Origin of the sequence: Kineosporia babensis (assembly GCF_021129305.1) — a bacterium.
Taxonomy (GTDB): Bacteria; Actinomycetota; Actinomycetes; order Actinomycetales; family Kineosporiaceae; genus Kineosporia; species Kineosporia babensis.
In genome coordinates this window covers 111539-128782 of sequence record NZ_JAJOMB010000011.1, presented here as the reverse complement: position 1 = coordinate 128782, position 17244 = coordinate 111539, and the positions used below count along the sequence as shown (strand labels likewise).

Annotated in this window: 21 protein-coding genes; 13 read left to right on the top strand and 8 right to left on the bottom strand. The window is 68.8% G+C overall.

Translation table 11 applies throughout. The features are described 5' to 3' along the window. Nucleotides 1–9 precede the first annotated feature (9 nt). Complete coding sequence (gcvH, locus tag LR394_RS20775; protein WP_231444451.1) at nucleotides 10–396, top strand: glycine cleavage system protein GcvH; 387 nt, start codon at nucleotides 10–12, stop codon at nucleotides 394–396. Here the strand turns inward: gcvH and LR394_RS20770 are convergent. Beyond that, on the bottom strand, nucleotides 362–1066 hold the full coding sequence (locus tag LR394_RS20770; protein ID WP_231444450.1) for an HAD family hydrolase: 705 nt from the start codon (nucleotides 1064–1066) through the stop codon (nucleotides 362–364). The genes gcvH and LR394_RS20770 overlap by 35 nt on opposite strands. A gap of 217 nt (nucleotides 1067–1283) precedes the next feature. Between LR394_RS20770 and LR394_RS20765 the strand changes: the two genes are divergently transcribed. Then, nucleotides 1284–2558 (top strand): hypothetical protein, encoded by a 1275-nt coding sequence (locus tag LR394_RS20765; protein ID WP_231444449.1) that lies wholly within the window; start codon nucleotides 1284–1286, stop codon nucleotides 2556–2558. Here LR394_RS20765 and LR394_RS20760 read toward each other — a convergent pair. Further along, nucleotides 2548–2856: an effector-associated constant component EACC1 gene (locus LR394_RS20760; RefSeq protein WP_231444448.1), complete on the bottom strand. Its 309-nt coding sequence runs from the start codon at nucleotides 2854–2856 to the stop codon at nucleotides 2548–2550. The two genes, LR394_RS20765 and LR394_RS20760, sit on opposite strands and share 11 nt — an antisense overlap. A gap of 156 nt (nucleotides 2857–3012) precedes the next feature. Between LR394_RS20760 and LR394_RS20755 the strand changes: the two genes are divergently transcribed. Further along, on the top strand, nucleotides 3013–3393 hold the full coding sequence (locus LR394_RS20755; RefSeq protein ID WP_231444446.1) for a hypothetical protein: 381 nt from the start codon (nucleotides 3013–3015) through the stop codon (nucleotides 3391–3393). Nucleotides 3394–3482: 89 nt separating this feature from the next. Here the strand turns inward: LR394_RS20755 and LR394_RS20750 are convergent, their stop codons facing one another. The 3 genes from LR394_RS20750 to LR394_RS20740 form a co-directional block, all read right to left on the bottom strand. Continuing rightward, a complete protein-coding gene (locus tag LR394_RS20750) occupies nucleotides 3483–4643 on the bottom strand; it encodes a hypothetical protein (RefSeq protein ID WP_231444444.1) in 1161 nt (386 codons plus the stop codon). Nucleotides 4644–4874: 231 nt separating this feature from the next. After that, nucleotides 4875–5177: a hypothetical protein gene (locus LR394_RS20745; protein ID WP_231444442.1), complete on the bottom strand. Its 303-nt coding sequence runs from the start codon at nucleotides 5175–5177 to the stop codon at nucleotides 4875–4877. Beyond that, nucleotides 5174–5443 carry a hypothetical protein gene (locus LR394_RS20740; protein WP_231444440.1) on the bottom strand — a complete coding sequence of 90 codons (270 nt, stop codon included), beginning with the start codon at nucleotides 5441–5443 and terminating at the stop codon, nucleotides 5174–5176. The genes LR394_RS20745 and LR394_RS20740 overlap by 4 nt, the downstream gene beginning before the upstream one ends. 129 nt (nucleotides 5444–5572) lie before the next feature. On the opposite strand from LR394_RS20740, the gene LR394_RS20735 reads away from it, so the two are divergent. Next, nucleotides 5573–5887 (top strand): hypothetical protein, encoded by a 315-nt coding sequence (locus LR394_RS20735; protein WP_231444439.1) that lies wholly within the window; start codon nucleotides 5573–5575, stop codon nucleotides 5885–5887. 11 nt (nucleotides 5888–5898) lie between these two features. After that, nucleotides 5899–6294, top strand: a complete 396-nt coding sequence (locus tag LR394_RS20730) for a VOC family protein (protein ID WP_231444437.1) — start codon at nucleotides 5899–5901, stop codon at nucleotides 6292–6294. Here the strand turns inward: LR394_RS20730 and LR394_RS20725 are convergent, their stop codons facing one another. After that, nucleotides 6295–7623 (bottom strand): MBL fold metallo-hydrolase, encoded by a 1329-nt coding sequence (locus tag LR394_RS20725; RefSeq protein ID WP_231444435.1) that lies wholly within the window; start codon nucleotides 7621–7623, stop codon nucleotides 6295–6297. Between the two features lie 127 nt (nucleotides 7624–7750). On the opposite strand from LR394_RS20725, the gene LR394_RS20720 reads away from it, so the two are divergent. The 4 genes from LR394_RS20720 to LR394_RS20705 all read left to right on the top strand — a co-directional run bounded on the left by LR394_RS20720 (nucleotide 7751) and on the right by LR394_RS20705 (nucleotide 10308). Further along, nucleotides 7751–8515 carry a GntR family transcriptional regulator gene (locus LR394_RS20720; RefSeq protein WP_407937091.1) on the top strand — a complete coding sequence of 255 codons (765 nt, stop codon included), beginning with the start codon at nucleotides 7751–7753 and terminating at the stop codon, nucleotides 8513–8515. Between the two features lie 58 nt (nucleotides 8516–8573). Continuing rightward, nucleotides 8574–9467, top strand: a complete 894-nt coding sequence (locus tag LR394_RS20715) for an alpha/beta hydrolase (protein ID WP_231444431.1) — start codon at nucleotides 8574–8576, stop codon at nucleotides 9465–9467. A 114-nt stretch (nucleotides 9468–9581) separates the two neighbouring features. Then, nucleotides 9582–9764, top strand: coding sequence for a DUF4236 domain-containing protein (locus tag LR394_RS20710; RefSeq protein WP_231444428.1), 183 nt, complete (start codon nucleotides 9582–9584; stop codon nucleotides 9762–9764). A gap of 64 nt (nucleotides 9765–9828) precedes the next feature. Next, nucleotides 9829–10308, top strand: a complete 480-nt coding sequence (locus tag LR394_RS20705) for an SRPBCC domain-containing protein (protein ID WP_231444426.1) — start codon at nucleotides 9829–9831, stop codon at nucleotides 10306–10308. Nucleotides 10309–10434: 126 nt separating this feature from the next. Here LR394_RS20705 and LR394_RS20700 read toward each other — a convergent pair whose 3' ends face one another. After that, complete coding sequence (locus LR394_RS20700; protein ID WP_231444424.1) at nucleotides 10435–12096, bottom strand: alpha-amylase; 1662 nt, start codon at nucleotides 12094–12096, stop codon at nucleotides 10435–10437. Nucleotides 12097–12538: 442 nt separating this feature from the next. Then, complete coding sequence (locus LR394_RS20695; RefSeq protein ID WP_407937090.1) at nucleotides 12539–13681, bottom strand: winged helix DNA-binding domain-containing protein; 1143 nt, start codon at nucleotides 13679–13681, stop codon at nucleotides 12539–12541. A 181-nt stretch (nucleotides 13682–13862) separates the two neighbouring features. Here LR394_RS20695 and LR394_RS20690 point away from each other — a divergent pair, with 181 nt between their 5' ends. The 4 genes from LR394_RS20690 (at nucleotide 13863) to LR394_RS20675 (ending at nucleotide 17170) form a co-directional block, all read left to right on the top strand. Further along, a complete protein-coding gene (locus tag LR394_RS20690; protein WP_231444420.1) occupies nucleotides 13863–14741 on the top strand; it encodes a MerR family transcriptional regulator in 879 nt (292 codons plus the stop codon). Between the two features lie 261 nt (nucleotides 14742–15002). Then, nucleotides 15003–15848 (top strand): hypothetical protein, encoded by an 846-nt coding sequence (locus tag LR394_RS20685; RefSeq protein ID WP_231444417.1) that lies wholly within the window; start codon nucleotides 15003–15005, stop codon nucleotides 15846–15848. A 181-nt stretch (nucleotides 15849–16029) separates the two neighbouring features. Beyond that, complete coding sequence (locus LR394_RS20680) at nucleotides 16030–16470, top strand: DoxX family protein (protein WP_231444415.1); 441 nt, start codon at nucleotides 16030–16032, stop codon at nucleotides 16468–16470. Nucleotides 16471–16726: 256 nt separating this feature from the next. Then, entirely contained in the window at nucleotides 16727–17170 is a 444-nt protein-coding gene (locus LR394_RS20675; RefSeq protein WP_231444413.1) for a DoxX family protein, read from the top strand. The last annotated feature ends 74 nt before the right edge of the window (nucleotides 17171–17244 follow it).

The window sequence follows — 17244 nt, the reverse complement described above, 5'->3', positions numbered from 1 at the left end:
GAGTTCCCGATGGCCAACCCCGCCGACCGTCTCTACACCGCTGAGCACGAGTGGATCCTGCTCGCTCCCGGTGCCGAACTCCCCGCCGAGCCCGTGCGCGTGGGCCTGACCACCTTCGCTCTGGACGCCCTGGGCGACGTGGTCTACGTGGACCTGCCCGAGGTGGGCGCCACGGTGACCGCGGGTGACGCCTGCGGTGAGGTGGAGTCCACCAAGTCGGTCTCCGACCTGTACTCCCCGGCCACCGGCGTGGTGGCCGAGGTCAACCAGGCGATCGTCGACGACCCGGCGCTGATCGCGGCCGACCCGTACGACGGCGGCTGGCTGTTCACCGTCACCCCGCAGGAGACGGCCAAGCTGCTCACCGCCGAGGAGTACGAGGCTCTGATCGCCTGAAAAGCTCTGCCAGCTGGTCCATCCCGGCGACCCAGGCCTGACCGGCATCGGGGGTCGCCGGGGGTGGGGCGGCCTCCAGCAGGGCGATCGCCTCGATCCCGGCGGCCCGCGCGGCCAGCATGTCGCTGGAGGAGTCCCCGATCATCGTGGTCCTGGTCGGATCGGCACCGAGCGCCCGCATGGCCTGCAGCAGGGGAGTGGGGTCGGGCTTCATCAGCCGCGGGTCCGGATCACGACCCTGGACGTGTAACACCCGTTCGCTCAGGTCGTGCAGATCCAGCACGGTGCGCACCGCCTCCGCGCCGTTGTTGCTGACGATCGCCAGCCGGCGCCCGCTGTCCACGCAGACCTGCAGAAAGTCCACCGCCCCGGCGGTGAGCGGAGCCAGCGCCCCGGCGTCCGCCTCGGCCTCGCGCACCGCCGAATCGACGGCCGGGAGCAGCTGCGGGTAGATCTCCGAGACCCCGTCCAGCAGGTCCAGCGGATCGTCGATGTCGGCCAGGTCCTCGTCCACCGGCCCGCCGAGCATGCCTTCCAGCTCGTCCAGGACCGAGGCCGCCACCGCATCGGCCGGCAGGTTGGCGAACAGGTCGCAGACCGGCCCGTCGAAGTCCAGCAGCACGAAGTGCGTAGCCGCCGCCAGATCGCTCAGACGCTCTTCGTCCGTCATAGTCACGCAACTCTAGGGTTGCCCGGGCACCCACGCCTACCGCAGCTGCCCCGCAACCCTCGGACCGCCACCTGCGCTCGCCGGCTGGGCGAACGTCCGTTGCTCCCGCCCATCGGCTGTTCTGCCGAGACCGGCCGGTAGCGACCGGTGAACCGGGACCGGGTTCTACCGTGGTCGTTTCCGGCGAGACCGCAGGCCGAGACCGAACGGGGCGATCGTGCTGAAGAAGCTGCTGGTTCTGGTGTGCTCGGCCGTCGTGCTGGCCGGCTGCACCGATCCGGAGGTCCGGGTCGCCAAGGTGGCTTCGGTGGTGGAACCTCAGCCCGGAGTCTCGGCTGTGGTCGGCCCGGCCGGGGGACGGGTGGTGGTGCCGGGCGGACCGGTCGTCGACGTTCCGGCCGGCTCGGTCTCGGGGCAAGGCACCTTGTCTCTGCGCAAGTCCCAAGGCGCCCCGGTCGCTCCCTCACCCTTCCTCAGCATTCGCGACGCGTACGAGCTCAAGCTGGAGGGGGCCAAGCTGTCCGGCCCGATACGGCTGAGCTTCCCGGTCCAGATGCAGCCGCTGCCCACCAGCGCCGACGAAGAGGCTGCCGCCGTGCTCGGCCGGTACGAGCAGGGCGAGTGGAAAATCGTTCCGGCGCAGTACGATCCGGACCGCAAGACGATCGCCGCCGAGGTTTACGAGCAGGCCTGGTGGAACGCGTTCGTCTGGGACTTCTCCGAGCTGCGCAACGCCGTCGCCACCACCTACCGCTCGGTGCTGGACGTGAAGGCGGCCGATCCGCAGTGCGAGCACGAGTCCGCCGCGCAGCAGGCCGGAGTCCGGGTGACCGCGGCCAACAGTGAGCGGATCAGCTGGTGCTACGGCCTGGACAACGGCACGGCGGTGCTGAAAGTCGTCAACACGCAGGGCTATCCGGTCACGGTCGGCTTTCCGCGTTCCTGGCGGATGCGTCAGCTACGCGACGGGGTGCAGCTGCCGCGCGCCCTGGAAGCCCTGGCCGATCAGCCCGGAAGCGCGCTGCTGAGCGGTGGCTCGACGCTGGAACTGCACCCCGACGCGCTCACCCCCGGCGGCACGGTCACCGCGCGCACCAGCAACGCCGGGTTCTTGGCCTTGGCTCTGGCCCTCGGGTTCGACGCCTTTGAGCGCACCTCGGCCGGGATGCCCACGCAAAGCACCCCGGTCGACCCCGACCTGCTGACGAAATTGCTGAAGGGCAACTGCCTCAAGCGGGGACGCCTCGACCGTCCGGTCGAAAGCCTGGCGGTGGCCGAAGAAAGCGTGCGCCAAGCCCATTCGGTGGCCATGCGCTGCCTGAACCAGGCCTGGAAGGCCGACGGTTTCACCACCGTGGCGCGGACCTGGCTGACCTCGGGCATCGACGTGCTCCTCGACGGCGTGACCGGGATCCCCGACGGCGCCCTCTACACGCAGCCGGCCGCGATCCGGGTGCGGGCCACGATCCCGAGTACCGGTCTCAGTTCCTGAGGACCTGGCCCAGCAGTTCGTCGTGGTCGGCGATGTTGGCCACCGTGACCTCGACCGAGGTGCGGTCCGGCCCGGTGACGTTCAGCCGGACATCCCCGATCCGGGTGCTCAGCCAGGTACTCAGTGAGCTGGCCAGGACCTTCGGGGCGGCGTCGTCCGGCAGGGTGATCACCAGCTGATCCTCCGGGCCGCGGCGCAGCGGCGCCCGGCGTAGTTGTGGCTCCAGCTGCAGCCAGCTCTCCAGCGAGGCGACATGCTGCTCCCCGGGCTCGCCCCACACCACCATGTGCACGTGCATGGTTCCCCCTCCGTCACGTGACTCCGGATGGTAGTGCGCCGGGCCGTCCCCTGCCCGTTCACGGTCGTGAACCTGCGGATTGATCACGTTCTGCTACGGTTTTGGGGCTCACCGACCTGAGCGCCTCGACGTCCCATCGGCCATCCGGAGCTCACGGTGATCGCTCTCCTGCTCGACCTGTCCACCATCGTCGGCGGGCTGCTGCTCGGCCTGCCTCTGCTGCGGATGCTGCCCCGGGGTGGTGAGCGGGGCGCCGGGCTGATCGCCCGGATCGATCCGTGGGCCTGGATCGTCGGCGTGGTGGCGCTGGTGACCGGCGGCTACTACCTGATCGTGCACCTGGTCAGCGGCCCGCACCTGTTCCACTTCGAGGTGGTCGGGGTGGCCGTCGGGGTGATCCTGCTGTGGGACAAGATCACCGGCCGGCCGCCGCTGCGCAGCCAGAGCGCCACCCCCGAGGGGGCCCCGCTGATCCTGGCCATCTTCGGGCTGATCGCCGTGGTGGTCGGCATCCAGGGCCTGTTCACGCCCAACTGAGCCTTCCGGGCCCGACCGGTTTTAGGAGGAAGAGCCGGTGGAGACGGGATCCGGGGCATCGGCGCCCGCCTCCACCGGCGATCAGGGGGTCAGCAGCGGCTGACCGAGGAGTTGCTCACCTTCACCCCGGAATAGCTGAGCCCACCGCTGACGCACGGGTTCTCGACCAGGCTGCTGTTCGACAGGGTGAAGTTCCGCAGCGTGATGCCGGTGTTGTTGGCGAACTCCGAGCGCGCTGCGAGACGGACGTTACCGGGCCCGGCGATGGTCCCGCCACCGGGTGCGATGTCCACGTTGTGACAGTTCTCGATGAGCACCGCGTTGTTGCCGGTGCCACTGATGTCCACCTTGTCGATCGTCGCTCCGCCGCTCTCCGAGACACAGAAGATGCCCCGGCCGCCGCCGCGCGCCTTCACCGTGCCGACCTTGATGTTCGTGGGGTACGAGGAGCCGACCAGACCGTTGCGGTTGGCCATCCGGAACGCCGCGTATCCGGTCCCGGCGCCCGCGTTCTCCGCGTCCACGGTGCCGATCGTGGCGTTGATCGTGCGGTTCAGCAGTACCCCGGACTCGCCCACGTTCCGGGCGGTGACGGTGCCGACCTTGACCCCGTCGATGCCGTAGGTCTCCAGCGCGTGTGAGCCGGCGTTCTGCACGCTCAGCGTGTCCAGCGTGAAGTTCCTGGAGAACGCGGTGGCGTTGTTGTTGTCCACCCGCACCCCGATCCCGCCGCCGGGCAGATCCATCGTGATCTGGCCCAGGGTGAGGTTGTTCACCTGGCGCATGAAGATGCCGTACCAGGGCGCGCCCTTCACGTTCAGATGCTGCACCTCGACGTCGGTGATGCCGCGGCCGTAGATCGGGGCCATGTCGGTCGCCCCGGAGCCGGTGGTGGTGATCGTGCCGCAGAAGTCCAGCGTGGTGTAGCTGGCCATCCGGATCCGCTGGTTCGCGGGCATCGAGCCGTCGCCCCGCACCACCACGCGTTCCTTGGCGGTGCGGTTGGCGGTGAGGCTGTTGATCCCGCCCTGCACCGCGCTCAGCATGTCCGAGCCGGTGTACACGGTGCGGCTGCCGTTCCTGGCCGTCCACGTGGAGCCGCTCTTGACCACCTCGGCCTGGAAACTACCGCTGCCGCACGCCTCGGCCGCCACCGCCGGATTCGCCGTCAGCGACGGCACGGCGACCGCCAGGCCGGCCCCGACCAGAGCCAGAGCACTGAGCAGAACTGTTGCGCGGCGACGTTTCACAGCAACTCCCGAAGTTGTCCGAGCGGGATGAACCCTCAGCAACTTCGCAGCCGTGACCGTGCCGGGTCAATTTCGCCCGGGACCGCCGGGACGGCCGTTTGACCGTGAATTAATGGGCCGGATTTACGTTATGCCGAAGCGCGGCCAGGTGGTTTGCGGGCGATCTACCAGCGGACGCTCGTGGTACCCGGGATTCCCAGGTCCGGTTAGGAGTGGGCCGGGTGGAAAAACTTAACTTCCATTTCCGCTGAGCTCGCGATACAGCGGTTCCCAGCGCGTCTTCCGATCGTCCGAATCCTGTTCCCACCACGGAGTACCGCGCTCGCCCAGGGCAACCTTGGCCCGCTGCACCCGGTCGCGGGCGGCCCGCTCGGCTTCAGTGTTCTCGGCCTTCAGGGCCGCGCCCACCGCTCGCCGGGCACTCATCAGTTCCTTGCGCAGCACCGCGCCGACCTCTTCGGGCAGTTCCGGGTCGGTGGCCCGCCACTTACGGCCCTTGATCAGCACATGGTGCCCGTCCGGGGTGAGGTTCACTCCTCCTCGACGATCCCCGCCGCCACGTCGCGCAGCTGCGCCTGGTTCGGCCGGAACGCCTCGGCCACGTCCGGGTGCAGCCCGGCCTTGGTGGTCTCGAGCAGGTCGTGCTGCACCTCGTCCAGGCTCTCGCCGGCGTAACGTTTGTCCACCTTCTGCACCGCCACCTGCAAGGCGGAGCTGAGCTGGTCCTCCAACGGTTCGCGCAGCTTTTCGACCGGCCCGAGCGAGGTTTCGGGATCGATCTTGACGCGGGGCTGGGTCACGGTCGGCCTCCTGATCCGGTGGCTGCCCAGTATGGGAGCTACCGGCCCGAGGTGCGACCGCAGCGGCCGGCGACCAGAATCGAACCGGTCAGGAGCCGTCGAGGTACGCAGAGGGTGATCATGGAACCGATGTCGCTGATTCTCACGGCGGTCGTCGCCGGGGAGTCGAAGGCCGAGACCAACACCATGCTGGGTGCCGTCGAGGACGACTTCACCAGTCTGTACTCGGTGCTGCGCGAGCGCCTGGCCGGCCGGCCCGGGGCGTTGCAGGCGCTGGAGGAGTACGTGAACCAGCCCGAGTCCGACCGCGAGGAACTGATCGCCGGGCTGACCCAGGCCGGCGCCACCCACGACCCGCAGGTGCTGCGGACCGCGTTCAAGGTGATGCAGCGGATCGATCCGGAAGGCAGCGCGAACGGCAACTACGAGCTCACCCGCGTGTAGCCTCACCGGTCATGCGCATCCATCTGACCAGCGTCTTCGTGGACGACCAGGACAAGGCCCGGGAGTTCTACACGGGGAAGCTGGGTTTCGTGGTGAAGAACGACCTGCCGTACGGCCCGGACCGCTGGCTCACGCTCACCGCGGCCGGCGACGAGAACGGCGTGGAGCTGCTGCTCGAACCGGCCAAACACCCGGCCGCGCAGCCCTTCCAGCAGGCGCTGAAGACCGACGGCATCCCGTTCGCCAGCTTCGCCGTGGACGACTGCCGGGCCGAGTACCAGCGGCTGCTCGCCCTCGGCGTGCGCTTCACCCAGGAGCCGGCCGACCTGGGGCCGATGACGATGGCCGTGCTGGACGACACCTGCGGCAACCTCATCTGCCTCACCAGCACCACGAAAACCGACTGATCAGGCGGTTTCCCGGGTGAGCCCGGCGCTGACCGCGTTGGCGTAGTCGTCGGCCACCCAGACCACGTCGCGCCCGGCCCGGCGCAGCAGGCCGGCCGCGATCGAGGAACGGTAACCGCTCACGCAGTGCACCCACAGCTCGCCCGGCGGCAGCGTGTCGAGTTCGGTGAGCAGGCGGTGCAGGGGGACGTGGGCGGAGCCGGGGATGTGGCTGGCCGCCCGTTCGTCGTCCCGGCGCACGTCCAGCACCACCTCGGCCTCGGCCAGTTCGGCGAAGCCGGCCTTGCGGTAGGTCTCGGGCTTGTCGGTGAAGGCCGAAATCGCTCCGAAGGCAGTGGCATCCGGCCGGTCGATCCCGATCCGCACCAGCTGCCGCTGCGCCTCGGCGATCTGTTCCTGGCTCTCCCCGATCAGCGTGAGCGGCGCGCCCCAGGGCATCAGCCAGCCCAGATAGGTGGTGAACGGCCCGCCCAGGTCGAAACTCACCGTGCCGGCCAGGTGCCCGGCGGCGTAGGCCGTGCGATCGCGTAGGTCCACCACCCATTCCCCGGCCGCGATCCGGCGGTGCAACTCCTCGGCCTGTACCGGCTCGGCCACCGACAGGTCCACCGGGCCCGGCCCCTGCCGGTTCCGCACACCCATGTGCACGTAGTAGGCCGGGTACGCGGTCAGCCCGGCCACCAACCGCTGTACGAAAGCGTTCTCGTCGGTCTCCAGCAGCGCGTCGTTCTGCTGCTTCTGCTCACCGATGGTGCTGGCCGAGCCGCCGGTGGCCGCGCCCGCCGAGCAGAAGCTGCCGAACCCGTGGGTGGGCATGACCTGCACCTCGTCGGCCAGTTCGTGGGCCAGGCGGTGGGCCGAGCGGTACTGGGCGTGGGTGAGTTCCACGGTGCGGGCCGGGTCGACCAGATCGGTGCGCCCGACGCTGCCGAACAGCAACGACCCGCCGGTGAACGCGATCGCGTCCTCCACCACGTACGCCAGGTGCGTGTCGGTGTGGCCGGGAGTGGCCAGCACCCGCACCCGGATGTCGCCGGCCGTGAGCACGTCCCCGTCCGTGATCGGATGCCGTTCGAAGCTCACCTCGTCGTCCCGGTTCACCCCGTACACCGCGCCGGTGAGCCGGGCCAGCTCGTAGCCCCCGGTGACGTAGTCGTTGTGGATGTGCGTCTCCAGCACGAGCTTGCAGGTCAGGCCCTTGCGCTCGAGCAGTTCCAGGACCCGGTCGATGTCCCGCTGCGGGTCGATCACCACGGCGCTGCGGCCGTCGTGGGCGATGTAGCTGCGGTCGCCCAGCTCACTGGTCTCGATCACGTCCACCTGGATCACGTGCTCACGCTCCCGCGTATTGCTGGTACATCCGAATGTCCGTACATTAGGCGCCCGAGCGGACGACGGCAACGGAGCGATGGTGGTCACGAGCGTGCAGACCGAGGACGAGGTTCCGGCCCCGGGCATCTGGTCGGCGGTGATCGACCGTTCCGACCCGCTGCCGCTGTGGGCCCAAGTGCACGCCGACCTGCGCCGTCGGCTCAACGAGGGCCAGTTCACCTCGGACTTCCCCGGCGAGATGGCCCTGGTGGAGGCGTACGACGTCAGCCGCCACACCGTCCGCGAGGCCCTGCGCCGGCTGCGCGACGAGGGCGTGGTGATCGCCGGGCGCGGCCGCCGCCCCCGCATCGCCACCGGCACCCGCCGGATCACTCAGCCGCTGGGCGCGCTCTACAGCCTCTTCGCCTCGGTCGAGTCCGAAGGCCTGGAACAGCGCAGCGTCGTCCGGGCCATCGACATCCGCACCGACCCCGAAGCCGCCGCCAAGCTTTCCCTCGACCCCGCCACCGAACTGTTCTACCTAGAGCGCGTGCGCCTGGCCGACAACGAACCCCTGGCCTTCGACCGCGTCTGGCTCCCGGCCACGCTCGCCGCCCCCCTGCTGGAAGTTGACTTCACCCACACCGCCGTCTACCGCGAACTGGAACGGCGCTGCGGAGTCCGGCTCGGCGGCGGAGAAGAAATCATCCACGCCGTCCTGCCCACCGTCGAGGAGCGCGAACTGCTGGGCATCAGCACCGAAGTACCCGGCTTCGCCATCGAGCGTCGCGCCCAGGGCCCAGCCGGCCCGGCCGAGTACCGCCGAACCCTGGTCCGCGCCGACCGTTTCGCCGTGGCCGTGCAGTTCTCCACCGGCGGCGGCTACAAACTCAGCCTCTCCGGCGTCTGAAGCCCCCCGAGAACCCGAGCCCGCAGTCGGTAGCGACGCCCAGGCCATAATCTCCGGCATGCTCAACTCCCGGCCGATCGCCCGCCGTGTGCTGCTGACCGGTGCGGCCGGTGCCGCGCTGTCCGGTGCGGCTGTGGCCGGATCTCTCAGCGGTGTCCTGCCTGGTCGCCGCCACCTGCGCGAAGCACTGGGGATCGGCCAGGCGGGGGAGGGGGTACCCGACGCCGGGGGAGCAGAACCCCAATTTGAGACGTTCGACTCGGCTGCGCGGGGCACTCAGGTTACGTTCGGCTGGGTCACGCCACCGAACCAGAAACCGGACGGACTTCCGGTGATTCTGGTGCTGCACGGCCGCGGGGACGACGCGCACTCGGTGTTCGACTCCCTTGGCATGCACCAGTTTCTGGCCGCGCACGTGGAGGCGGGCGGAAAACCGGCCGGGGTGGTCTCGGTCGACGGCGGGGAGGCGTACTGGCATCCCCGAGCCAATGACGACGACCCCCTGAGCATGCTGAGCGACGAACTTCTGCCCCGAGTGGCCGAACTCGGCTTCAACACCGCCAACCTCGGCGTGATGGGCTACTCGATGGGCGGTTTCGGTGCTCTGCTCCTGGCCCGGGAATCCTCGCATCAGCGCTTCGTGCCGATCAAGGCCGCCGCAGCATCGAGCCCGGCTCTGTTCGCCCAGGCCTCCGCCACCTCAGCCGGATCTTTCGATGACGCAGCGGATTTCCAGCGGTGGGGAGCCCTCTCCGACAAGCCGGATGTGAAGAACATCCCGCTGTCGGTCTCCTGCGGCGTCGACGACCCGTTCAGCACCGAGACCGAGCGCTATCGCGAAGCCTGCGATCCCACACCCGCCGGTTCGATCGGCAACGGTGCGCACAACCACGGCTACTGGCGCGCCCAGGTTCCGGCCCAGCTCCGCTTCCTCACCGACCGACTCAGTTGACCGTTACCCACCGAGGCCGGCGGACGTCCATGATCGGTTCGGATTGCGGGCCCGGCCGATTGCCCCAATGGTGTGGATATCGAAATACCGGCTTCGCAGCAGGGGAGAGAAGACATGCCTTTCACGTTCCGCAAGCGGATCAAGATGCTCCCGTTCCTGCGCCTGAACGTGTCCAAGACCGGCACCAGCCGCACCTGGCACCTCGGCCGCTGGTCCTGGAACTCGCGCACCCGGCGGCACTCGGTCGACCTGCCGGGCCCGGTGAACTACCAGACCAAGGCCCGCGGTCGCCGCTGAGTCCGCGGATGCCACCCGTGTCCATGGCCGCCGAGTGGTTCACTTGGCCGTCATGGACACGGTCGTGAGTGGAGTCAGGCACCACACCTTCACCGTCTCGCGGGAGCTGGACGCGCCGCCGGAGACGGTGTTCCGGGTGTTCGCCGAGGACGAGCTGCGCCGGATCTGGTTCAAGCTGCCCGGCCGGGGCGCACAGTACTCGTTCGACTTCCGGATCGGCGGCGAGGAGCACCACGAGTCCACCTTCACCCAGCTCGACGGCCCGGACGAGCACGTGGTGAACCGCGGCCACTGGATCGACATCGTGCCGCAGCGCCGGATGGTGCAGCACTACGGGACCGCGATCAGCGGGGTGCGGATGTGGACGGCGCTGCTCACCGTGGAGCTGTACGAACTTCCCGAGGGCAACGGCACGCTGCTGGACTGGACCGAGCAGGTCGCTTTCCTGAACTACCGGGGCGACGGCGGCATCGACCTGCAGCACCTGCGCGGCGCCACCGGCCTGCGGCTCAACGGCCTGGCCAAAGCAGTGGCCGCCAGTTGAGAAGCCGAGCTGAAATGCCACCGCCCGCCGCACGAATCCCACCGGCAGGCCGGCGGCAGGTCGTGAGGCGGGCGGCGGAGTGATCCGACCCTGGGGCGGCCAGGGCCGGAACCTTGCCCCTTCCGATCAGAGAAGGGAGTCCTGGGTGATCGCGACCGCGCCCTGCGCAGGCGCGTTCACCGAAGCCCGGCCGTCGGCACCGACCTTCACCGTAGTCCCCGCGCAGGCGCCGTCCTTCAGGCCGCCGGTGATCAGGTCGCAGTAGCTGCCCTCGGCCAGGCCGGTCGAGAAGCTCTGGCTCTTGGCCGAGGAGTTGTTGTTCAGCGCCGTCCAGCCCTTCGCGCCCCGGCTGAACGAGATCAGGTTCGCCCCGTCGTCCGACCAGTTCTTCACCGCGGCATCGCCCACGCTGTTGCGGAAGGCCACCATGCCGAGCACCCCCGGGTCGCGGTCCAGGCAGTCCCAGGCCGCAGTGGCGCAGTCGGTGTCGGTGATCATGCCGTTGCTGCCCGAGGGCGGGGCGTCGTCGTAGGACTTCCAGCTGAACGAGGAGTACACCTGCGCCCGGCCGTAGTCTCCGGCCAGGACGAACTGGGTGGCCAGCCGGTGCTTGGCGGTGTTCTTCAGCTGCAGCGAGTCCTCGTTGCGGTCGGTGTCGTGGTTCATCACGAAGGTCAGCGACCTGTCGGAGGCCACCAGGTTGTCCCCGAAGCTCTTCAGCGTCGAGATGTTGCCGTTGAAGGCCTTCTTCAGGTCCACCGAGGCATCCAGGCCGAGCACACTGCCCAGCTCCGAGTACGCGGCCTGGGAGAGCTCACCCTTGCCGCCGAACACCTCCAGGGCAACGTAGGGAGCGGTGCCGTCGGCGGTCTTGTCCAGGCCGTCGATGATCGCCTTCATGTCGGCCAGCGGGATGTGCTTGGCCGCGTCCACCCGGAAGCCCGAGACCCCGTAGCTGGTCAGCTTGTTCAGGTACTTGGTGATCGCGCCGCGTACGTAGGTGCTCTCGGTCTTCAGGTCTTCCAGCTTGCCCAGCTGGCAGAAGTGCGCCTGCTTGACGTTGTCGTAGTCCTCGACGTTGCCCGAGGCGGTGGGGCAGTCGGCGGCCTGGTGGAAGTCGTCCTTGGTGTACAGGCCGGGGTACGTCATCGAGCTGTACTTGTTGCCGCTGTACGAGGTGGCGCCCTCGGCGGTGAAGTCGCTGCCGGACATGTGGTTGATCACCGCGTCGACGTAGACCTTCACGCCGGCGTCGCGGCAGGTCTGCACCATGCTCCTGAACTGCGCCTCGCTGCCCATCCGGCTGTTCAGGTCGTAACCGGCCGGCTGGTAGACCTCCCACCACGGGTGGTTGTCCCAGTTCACCTTGATCGAGTCCTGCGGCGGGGCCACCTGCACGCCCCCGTAGCCGTTGGGGCCGAGCACGGTGGTGCACTCCTGCGCCACCGAGGCCCAGTTCCACTGGAACAGGTTGGCGATCGCATCACCCGACTTGGCGGCACTCGCGCTCTTGGTCACCTCGGTGTCACTACCGACGGACGGTGTGCTCGCCTCCGCGGCGGAGGTCGCCTGCGTCGTCGCGGCCGCGGTGGTGGTGGCCGGCTCGGTCTCCTGCGCGGAGGAGGCGACCGGAGCGGTCCGGTCCTGCCACCAGCGCTCACCGTCGGCGCCGCGCTGCGGCCAGGCCATCGCAGTGGCCGAGGCGCCGACCACCAGCACGGTGGTGGCTCCGGCGATCGTCACCATCCGCCGACGCTGCTTGGTCGAAATCTCTTTACCCCGAGTCACGGCGGTGACCCTAACAGCCCAGAAAACGTGCTTGACCAGCCAAGATCTGAACAACCGTCCGACTACTGCCCGTGTCTTAACGTCTCTGGCATCCGACAATCAGCCAGCTTTGCAGCGTCGTTGTGTGTCGCTGGAGCCACCCTGAAAACGGCGGTTTAGCGTGCTTTTAGGCCTGCTCGACCCGGTCGCTGCCGAACTGTGATTCAGCTCACCCGAAATTCTGCGACCTAAAACCGGTCTCGAGGCATCTCTATCTATGTACGCCCGCCGGCCACCCCTGAGCCGGTCGGCCGGGTGCACACCAGAGACGTGAATGTCCGCGTGGAACTGCAGTGGTTGCGCGCGGGCCTGAAGCGCCCGGCCGGTTCAGGGGCCTGGACGGGTGAGGGCATTGGCGCCGGGGCGGAGTGAGGGCCGTCCCGGCGCCAGGCCCGAGTTGCCACTACTTCATTGCGGGAGAGCGATAGACGGTACCGATCCGCAGTCCGCCCAGCCATGCGCTCAGGCGGGCCGCCTCAGCATCCAGGGCCTGTCGTACGCCTACTGGAACAGTCTCCACCAGGCGCACTTCCACCTGCCCGGCCTCGTCCTGCACCCAGCAGCCCACCATCCGCCCGTTCGCCCAGGCGCTGGTGCCCACGTTGCCGCGGGTGTCGAACAGCCGGTCCTTGTGCGGCCCGAGGTAGAAACCCCGGCCCTGCCAGCCCATCACGGTCGGGTCCAGCACGGGCAGCAGCCGCACCCACGGGCCCGGGTCGCCGACCTCGTCCAGGTCGTCGGGCAGGAGCCAGGCGGTCGAATCGTCCTCGAGTCGCACGGCCTCGGCCCGCAGTTCGGCCAGGGCCCGGCGCACGGCTGCCTTGGTCGAGCCCAGCCACCACACCAGATCGGCTTCGGTGCCCGGCCCGAACGAGTACAGCCAGCGGCGCACCAGTTCCCGGTAGCCGGCGGCCGGGTCCACCTGCCTGGGGACGGCGGTGAGCCAGTTCCCGACGAGGGTCCACCTCGGCCGGGAGGTGGCCCAGCGCCCGGTGTTGGCCCCGCGCACGATGTCGGCGCCGGCCCCGAGCCAGGTCAGAATCCGCGGCCCGGCCCCCAACCCGTCGAGCTTCACCTCGAGCCGTGGCACCGCCGTCCGGATCTCGGCCGCGGTCAGGCCTTCGGCGTGCTCGGCCAGTACCGCCAGGATCTCGGCCCTCGCCGCGTCCAGCCAGCCACTCCCGTCCTCGGAAACCCCCGCGCTGACCACGTCCTTCATCAGCTTTGACCGTTCGCTGGCCGCCACTCGGGCCGACGCGCTCGGCCACGCCGCCGGCAGCAGGTCGCGAGGGAAGACGAACAGCGTGCGCCGCATGGCCAACTGCTTGACCAGAGAACGTTCTTGGTACAGAGCCCGGTCCAGGTCTTCGGGTGAGGTCGCGTTCGTCCGGGCCCAGCACGACAGGTAGGGCGTGGCCGGTTCGGTGGAATGCAGCACGGTGAGCGCCTTGGTGACACCCTCGGCAGACTCCGCCTCGTGGCCGGGGGCCAGCGCATGCCGCCGGGCCAGCCGGGCCCGGCGCTCAACATCGGTGACCAGTCGCACCCGGTCATCATGCCGCACGGTCCCACTCATCACCGAGAGTATGGGCGGGCCCGTCCGGGACCGGCAAAGCAACTGAAGGCGGGCGCTTCTCGTTGTCACGGCCCGAGCCTGGTTTTGACCTGGCCCCTGGGGCAGGCCGCAGGCTGGAGGCACATCGACTTCTGAGGCGGCGAGGAACACTGTGGGCGAGGAACTGACGGCGGGCGAGTTCTCCATCCTGACCGGGCTGAGCGCCAAGGCCCTACGGCTGTACCGCGAGCGCGGCATCCTGTCGCCGGCCTTCGTCGAGCCGGACACCGGGTACCGCTACTACGACCGGTCTCAGCTGCGGCAGGGGCAGGTCACCGATCTGCTGCGCCGGGCCAATGTTCCGCTCGCCGAGCTGGCCGCAGCGGGCGAGTTCGACTTCGAGGGTCGCCGCGAGCGTCTGGCCCTGCAGCGGATGTCCGAGGACTTCTACCTCGATGTGGCCCAGCGGGTTTGCCAGTTCGAGCCGCAGCAGCTGCAGGTGCACCGCGCCGAGGCGCCGCCGGTCGACTGGATCGGGGTGGTCTGGAGGTTCGGGGTACCGTCCGACTTGGAGGAGAGCATTGGCGTGTTCGCCGTGCTGGCCGGCACGATGCCGTTGCTCGACGAGGCCTTCCGCAGCGCCCTGCAGACTCGAGGGCTACTGGCCGGTGAAGTCTCCTGGACCGCGGAGCAGGAGGGCACCGGCGTGGTGAACCAGCGGGAGACGACCATGGTCATGGCCCGGCCCGCGGCCCGGGCCTTGCATGCCGGTGAGGCGGCCGAGATCGCCGACGAGGTGAGTAAGGCCGGGGACGAAAACGTCTCGGTGGTCAGCGGTCGTCTGCCCCGGCGTCTGGAAATCACCTTTACCCCGAGCAGCAAGGCGGAGTTGAGTACTGAGGACGAGGCAGCGCTCGACTACCAGCGTTCCCTGGCCTTCGACCACTACCGCCGCGAGCACGACCTCATCCAGATCGGCCGATTCCCGCGTCCGGTGCTGACCGGGCCGGACGGGGAGCACACCACGGTGTTCGACGTCGAACTGCGCTAAACAGACGTTCGTCGCCGTGACTTGACCCGAGCGGGTGACCCGCCGATGAAGAGGGCACCAGAATCGTCATCGGGGGCCAACGTGGGTGTCACGACGCTGAGTTGTCCGGCCTGCGCGCATCCGCTCGGGCCGCACCGGGCGTTCTGCGGGCGCTGCGGTGCCCAGTTGAGCATGCGCCCATTGCCTCGGCAAGGTCAGCCGACCCGCCGACCGGCTCAAAAGCACGCCCAAAAGCCCAGATCCAGAACGAAGGCCCGCCCGGTGGTCAGGATTCCCCGGCCCCGGCAGGTGCGCATCCAGGAGATCCTGACCGCCAAGAACGCCCCGGCCAAGGGCACCGGCGGATGGTGGATCGGGCTCTGGATCACCTCGATCACCCTCCTGGTGCTGGCCGGCCTGGTCTTCGGTGGGCTGCGGCTGACCGGGGTGGTCGGCGGGCCGAGCGCGGCCGAGCGTCAGGCCGCCGCACTCGCCGACCTGCAGGCCGAACTTCGGCCCGGGCTGGGGGTACTCATGGAGGTGCGGGCCGACTTCTTCGCCGCCGAGCGCCGCTACCTGCCGGCCATGCGGGTCGTTCGCGAGGCGATCGAGAAGTACAACACCAGGCTTTCCGCCGTGGAGAGCGAGATCGACCAGATCAACGCCGCCAATGCCTACCGGTTGCGGGACTGCGGCTGGTCCTGCCCTGAGCTGGACTACCCGTCCTACCCGAAGCTGCCGAAGCTCGATCCGCAGCTGAAGGCGCTGAAGTCGGTGGTGCGGCGCACCGGGCAACTGCACGTGCAGCTCTCCAGCCTGCGCGACACCGGGGTGCTGGCCATGTCCTACTCCGAACTCCTCAGCGCCGTAGACCTTCTCGGCCAGGACGCCAAGGGCAATCTGGGCACCCTGCAGGGCATGCTCGACCGGCCGAAGAACGACCGCTACGCCGACAGCCGTACCCAGCTGCGGGCCCGGACGCTGAACGGCAACAGCTCGCTGCCGGTGATCCGGCGGATGAACGGCAACCTGGTCCGCCTGCTGGATCGGGCCCGGCTGTCGGTAAGTGCCTACGACCTGCCGGGTGGACGTGACGTCTCACGTCGCGACCACAGCCGCAGTCTGTGACGCTCGGGACAGCAGGCGCACAGCAAAAGCGTGACCCAGACCTCTTGGTTGAGACCTCAATATTTGTTGCTTCAAGTTTCTTGATCCGTCAGGCTGGAACGGCTGGCCCTCCAAGACCGGCCCCCGGACGGCAACGATGCGTCCCGGTGGTGCGGACCTGTGACCTGTCGAAAGGACTGTCGTGAACAACGCCATGCTGCGGGACGTCGCCGTGCTCATTGCCCGGGTGGCTCTCGGGGTCATCTTCATCGCCCACGGTTGGCAGAAGTTCAGCGAGTGGGGGATGAGCGGCACGGCCGGCTCGTTCGAGCAGATGGGGGTGCCCGCCCCGACCGTCAGCGCCTGGTTCGCCGCAATCGTCGAGCTGGTCGGTGGTGCCCTGCTGATCGTCGGCCTGGGCGTGCCCGTGGTCGGCCTGTTGCTGCTGGTCAACATGCTCGGCGCGATGTTCATCGTGCACCTGGACAGCGGGATCTTCGCCGGCGAAGGCGGCTACGAGCTGGTGCTGGCCCTCGGGGTCGGGGCGCTGCTGCTGGCTGCGGTCGGAGCCGGCCGGTTCAGCGTCGACCAGGTGGTCTCGCCGAAGCTTGCCCAGGGCGCCGGCGCTCTCGTCAAAGCCTGACTGCTCGGAATAGGGACGGTGGCGGCCGGCCGGTCGCCCACCGTCCCTTTTGTTGTGTTTGGGGACACACAGAAGGAGCACAGCGACTTCTCAGAGTGACGCATGTTAAGCGCAAAGTTGACATTTAAATGATTGCTGCTTCAAGCTTCCATAAATCCGACACCTGTAGGTTGCGGAATCGAATCCAGCCGATCGACGCGCGACGGGGCGCCCGGTCGGCGCGGTGCTTTTGGACCAGTTGAAGGGACTCTCCTCAGTGAACGCTGTCTTGCTGCGCGACCTGATCGTGCTCGCCGCCCGGGCCGCCCTGGGCGTTGTCTTCATTGCTCATGGATGGCAGAAGTTCAGCACCAACGGCATGGAGGCCACCGTCACCGGCTTCGAGGGCATGGGGATCCCGCTCCCGGCCCTCAGCGCGTGGTTCACCGTGGCGGTCGAGCTGGTCGGGGGAGTCCTGATGATCGCCGGGCTCGGGGTGCCGCTGCTCGGCCTGCTGATGGCGTTCACCATGTTCGGCGCCATGTTCCTGGTGCACCTCGAAGGTGGGCTGATGTCCAGCAACGGTGGCTACGAGTACACCCTGATCCTGGCCGCCTTCTCGCTGATGATCGCGGCGATCGGGGCCGGCCGGCTGAGCGTGGACCAGGTCATCTCGCCGCGCCTGGCCAGTGGCGTGGCCCGGGTTCCGGCCACCGCCTGAAACCACCAGCAACAATCCAGCACCGCACCGAACGCAAGCACGGCGCCGGACTCCCGACCGAGGTCCGGCGCCGT

What these genes read in the sequence shown, in the direction of transcription:
- gcvH (WP_231444451.1), top strand. Translation starts at nt 10, where the DNA reads ATGGCCAACCCCGCCGACCGTCTCTACACCGCTGAGCACGAGTGGATC.
- LR394_RS20715 (WP_231444431.1), top strand. Translation starts at nt 8,574, where the DNA reads ATGCTCAACTCCCGGCCGATCGCCCGCCGTGTGCTGCTGACCGGTGCG.
- LR394_RS20710 (WP_231444428.1), top strand. Translation starts at nt 9,582, where the DNA reads ATGCCTTTCACGTTCCGCAAGCGGATCAAGATGCTCCCGTTCCTGCGC.
- LR394_RS20770 (WP_231444450.1), bottom strand. Translation starts at nt 1,066, where the DNA reads ATGACGGACGAAGAGCGTCTGAGCGATCTGGCGGCGGCTACGCACTTC.
- LR394_RS20735 (WP_231444439.1), top strand. Translation starts at nt 5,573, where the DNA reads ATGTCGCTGATTCTCACGGCGGTCGTCGCCGGGGAGTCGAAGGCCGAG.
- LR394_RS20760 (WP_231444448.1), bottom strand. Translation starts at nt 2,856, where the DNA reads ATGCACGTGCACATGGTGGTGTGGGGCGAGCCCGGGGAGCAGCATGTC.
- LR394_RS20730 (WP_231444437.1), top strand. Translation starts at nt 5,899, where the DNA reads ATGCGCATCCATCTGACCAGCGTCTTCGTGGACGACCAGGACAAGGCC.